The sequence below is a fragment of the Microbacterium sp. Y832 genome, from assembly GCF_057669765.1.
Genome location: NZ_JBYHFM010000012.1, coordinates 1 through 5,011 on the forward strand (window position 1 = coordinate 1; position 5,011 = coordinate 5,011).

General features: G+C 66.1%; 1 protein-coding gene. It reads right to left on the reverse strand.

The features are described 5' to 3' along the window. Window positions 1-4,784, reverse strand: a 4,784-nt coding sequence (locus tag AC25YV_RS12735; protein WP_488124228.1) for a PKD domain-containing protein, incomplete at its 3' end; no start/stop codon positions are given. Between the last annotated feature and the right edge of the window lie 227 nt (window positions 4,785-5,011).

Consider the following 5,011-nt stretch of genomic DNA (forward strand, 5'->3'; position numbering starts at 1 on the left):
ACCGACGAGAACCCCGCCACCGGCACCACATTCTGCGGAACCGCAGCAACGGTGACCTGTTCGGTCTTTACGCTCGTGGCACCCGCATCGTCGGTGACGGTCAACGAGACCGTGTATGTTCCCGGCGCCGCGTAGAGGTGCGAAGCGGTTACACCGCTCGCGGACGCGCCGTCGCCGAAGTCCCACGCATACGACACCACTGAACCGTCGGCATCCGACGACGACGAAGCGTCCACCGCGACCGACAGCCCCGACACCTGCGATACGAATTCCGCGGCGGGCGCTTGGTTCTCAGGGGCGACGACGATCGTCGGGTCGATGACCAGAAGATCCCGGATGGCGACCTGCACCGGATAGGCGTTCGCCGAGGTCGGAACGATCGAGGCAACGGCCACACCGCCCGGAGCCTGGAGCGCCTGCGTCGAATCCGATCGCTGTACCTGCCACGTCGTCGGCTCGGCACCCGACGCTGCCCAGATCTTGCCGACGAGGGTCGTCGGTGCTGTGCCGGTCACCTCGAAGACGACGTTGTACACCGCGTGGGGCGCGATCGTGACCCCGGGCACCGTGTAGCCGGCACCGATCGCGGTGCCTCCGCGCATGACGTGCAGGATCACCGACCCATCGGCGGCGATGCGCACCCGCAAGACATACTGGTCGGCGCCGACCTGACGGCCGACGAACGAGATGTACTGCGCGTTGGCGATCTTGTCGACCGAGAACGACGCCGAGAGTCGCGTGTTCATGCTCGACACCGACGTCAATCCCGCCTGCTGCGAGTTCGGCGTCGTCAGCGTGATGACACCCGAGCCATCGGCCACCGAGAAGCGCGCGGGTGCACCCGTGATCGACCACTGTCCGCCCTCGTCAGCGGTACCCCAGCCGTTGAAGCTGACTCGATCGAATCCGTCACGGGCGAGCACGTTGGTCTCGGCGACGTCGACGGCGGAGGACGTGGTCGAGACCCCACCGCGATCATCCGTGACGGTCAGCGTGATGTCGTATGCTCCGGCCGTTTCGTACGCGTGGGTCGCCGTGGCTCCGGTCGCCGTGGTGCCGTCGCCGAAGTCCCAGGCGTGGGACACGATCGAACCGTCTTCGTCAGCGCTGGCGGAGCCGTCGACCGAGACGACGAGGCCGGAGATCGAATTCGTGAAGGCCGCCGACGGGAGCCTGTTCGGGGCCAGCGTGGCAGTCACCTCTTGCTGCGTCGACACCGAGCCGCCGCGGTCGTCGGTCACGGTGAGCGTCACAGCGTAGGTTCCGGGCTCGCTGTACGTGTGCGTTGCCGTCGCACCTGCGCCGGTCGCGCCATCGCCGAACGCCCACGAATATGTCACGACCTCGCCATCAGCATCCGTGCTCGTGGAGCCGTCTACGTTCAGCACGAGGTGCTCGGTCGACGCTGTGAACGCCGCCACAGGCGGCGCGTTGGGCGCCGCGACGGTGACTTCCTGGCTGATCACGCTGGTCGCGCCGAGAGCATCGGTGACCCTCAAGGTCACGTCGTACGTGCCGGCTGCTGCGTAGGTGTGGGTCGCCGAGACACCTGCTGCGGCGCTGCCGTCACCGAAGCTCCACTGATACGACTGGATCGCGTTGTCGGAGTCCGTCGACGACGCACCGTCGAAGACGACGCCGAGGCCGTCGGCAATGGCGCTGAACGACGCCACCGGCGGCTGGTTCACGAAGCCGAGCGCACCCTGCTGGTAGTGCGCGAGCACCTGCGCGGTGGTGAGAGGCGCAGGATAAACCGCCACCTCGTCAACCGACCCCCGCCAGTACGTGTCGCCTGCCCAGCCGGCGTCGCCTCCGACGCGCCAATAACCGTTATAGGCGTTGACAGCGGCGTTCGGGTGGGTGCCCACCAACGCGCCATCGATGAAAAGCTGCGTCCCCGACGACGACAGTTGGGCGACGACGTGGTGCCACCGATTGTCGTTGTAGGCGGTTGAGGTGCTGACGACGACCTGCGTGCCGTTGTACACGCCGAAGTTCACTTTGCCATCAGCGGTCATGTAAATGTGGCGGTCGTGGCTGCTGCTGGTGCCCGTGCGCGAACTGCCGAACCCGAGGATCTTTCCGCCCGTGGTGGTGTTCGTCCGGAACCACGCCTCGGCGGCGAACGTCGTCGGATTCACATACTGTTTGTCGCTCGTGATGCCCGTCTGCCTCCAGGCGCCGAAGAGGCTCTTCGACGGTGCGAGACTGACCGCGGTGTTCGAAACATCAGAAAGCGCACCCGGCTGCGACTTGGTCGCCGAGCCGAAGTAGGTTCCCGTCTGGGCGTCGAAGCCCGAGTCTCTCGCCGTGGACCCCGACGACTCGCCGAGACGCCAGTACAGAGTCGGCTCGAGGTCGTACACGGCCTTGCCGTACGCGTCGGCCGGCGCGGCCGGCAGGACGGAAGCCCGTCCTGAGGCCACCCGGTGGGCGTCGACCTGCGTTCGCGTGAGGGCGGTGCCGTACACGGCCACGTCAGCGATCGCACCGCTCAGGTAGGCGCTGCTGCCGGTGTTGGGCCAACCGCCGACGTTGTCTCCGCCGATGCGCCAATAGCCCTTATAAGTCTGCGCCGACGTCGCATCGGCACGAGAGCCCACGCGAACGCCATCGACGTAGAGAGTCATGCCGGTCGATGACAGAGTGCCGACGACGTGGTGCCACTGTCCGTTGTTATAGCCCGTTCCCGTCGACAGCGATCGCTGGACCCCGGGGTAGACACCGAACGTCACACGGCCGGAGTTGTCGAGATAGATGGAGCGATCATGCAACGCCGAGCTGCCCGAGGACGCGTCGCCGAATCCGACGATCTTGCCGCCGCGGGTGCTCGTGGTCTTGAACCATGCTTCGATCGAGAAGGTGTGGAGACCGGCCTCTTCAGTTCTCGTCGACGCGAAGGAAGACGAAGACCCGGTGAACTGCGTCGCATGGGTCGATGAGAGGTTGTTGGGCCCGGCCACGCCGCGCGTTGCACCCGTCATCTGCAACGGTGCCACGCCTGCCCAGTCATCGGCCGTCGATCCGGTCCGCTCGGAAAGCGGCCAGTAGTGCAGGGGAGAATCGTCGAGCACCCTCAGGCTGTAGTCGGTGGCCATGTTCGTCGTTGCCACGGTGACAGGCGCCCAGGCCCCCGTCGCCGCGTTGTGGTAGGGATCGATGGCGCGCACGCGGTATTCATACGTCTGGCCGGCGACAGCGGTGTTGTCCACGAACGTCATGCGCGGCATCGTCCAGAAGTTCGAGTCCCCGTGGACGGTGTGGATCGGGGTAGACCCCTTGTCCTGCCGGAACACTTGGTACGTCAGCGTCGTGTTGTCGAGATCGGTGTTGGCTGTCCAGGACAACCGCACCTCACCGGGACGCACTGACGTGGCCGAGATGGGGAAGTCGTCGCCGCTTCGCTCGGGTCCGGATTCATTGGGTGCCACGTCTTTCGAAGCGAAGCGCACGAGCCCTTGCTGCGGCTTGTTGTTGACCTTCAGGAACTCACCGCCGTAGAGCACGTAGTCCCCCGCGGACACGACGTCCCACGGGGCCTGGCTCTTGCCCGTGTACGTTCCCACCTGCCAGTCCGGGTACCAATGCACGATGGATGCCGCGGGGTAGCCCGCGTACGACTTGTAGCCGTGGATGTCAGAGGTGAGAAGGTTGCCGTGGTACTCCTTGGCGAAGGCCATCGAGTGATGGAACGTCCAGTTCGGGCTGGTCTGCGGCCATCCGCCGATATTGCCGCAGTAGTGGTCGTGACTCGCGGTGTAGACCACGCCCCGGTGGACAGCGACGGAGTAGTTGTCACCATGACAGTCTTCGATCCAGACGAGGCTTCCGTCGGACCACCGGGCGCGGAACGTGCCCTCGAACTTGTCCTCTTGGGTGCCGTTGTAGTCGTAGGCGACTCCGTAGACGCTGTCCTCGTCCGAAGCCAGGCCCGTGATGGCTGCGCTCGGCCCCGCGTTTCGCACGAGCGAATTCACGTCCCACCGGAGGGATGCCCCCGTAGACGAGTCGAGCGCCGCAAGACCCCGACCGGGATTCGTGGATCCATTGGTGCTCTCGAACGAACCCGCGAGGACGAGTTTCGTGCCGGTCGGATCGACCACGATCGACGTGACACCATGCCCGCCCGTGAGGGTGGCCGTGAGCGGCAGCAGCGCGCCCGTCGAAGCCGACACGGCGCCGAGCCGGGTGCGCACGCCTCCGGCCAGGCTCGAGAAGTTGCCCACCAGGTAGACGGTGTCACCCGAGGTCGCGATGTCGGTGATCCCGGCGTTGGCGTAGGGCGCCCATGGCAGCAGGTCACCCGTCGCAGCATCGAACGCTGCGATGCGGTTTCGGCTGTTTCCGGCGATATTCGTGAACGTTCCGCCGACATAGATGCGTGAACCGTCAGGCGATGCGACGATCGATTTGATCGCCCCGTTCGCCCCGGGATTCCACGACGTCATCTCTCCGGATTGGATGTCGTATGCCATCAGGTTCGCGCGCGGGACGGTGTCGACTCCTTCCGGAGCACCGGCGGGGCGAGCCGTGGCGAATTCGCCGCCCACCCACACGGTCGTGCCGGTGACCGCCTGCGTCCACACGACGCCGTCGATCTGGGCCGTGGGCAGCGGGTCAGCCGAGACGGTCTCTTCGACGCCGACGGCCGGCGCCGTGTCAGCGGACGCCATCGGCGCCGTGAAGGCGAGACTTGCCGCCGTCAGCGCGAGGGACATCGCTCCGGCGACGAGACCGCGCACCCCGCGTCGTTTCGGCCGCGCATCCCGTCGAGTGGCATCCATGAAAGAACGGTCAGCAACAACCACGATGATTCCCCAGTCAGCTCACGAAACGTGAGCAGTATCCACGCACGGATGCGCGAGTCTCCCCAGACTGATGCGATCCTAGACGACGGACCCGGAGCGCGCAATGGATGACGCGTGTGACTCCTTCGCACGCGTCGAGCGACGACGCGTGGCCCCGCTCACGGGGTGGGGGTGGTGACGGTGATCTCGGGGAAGCTCACCCG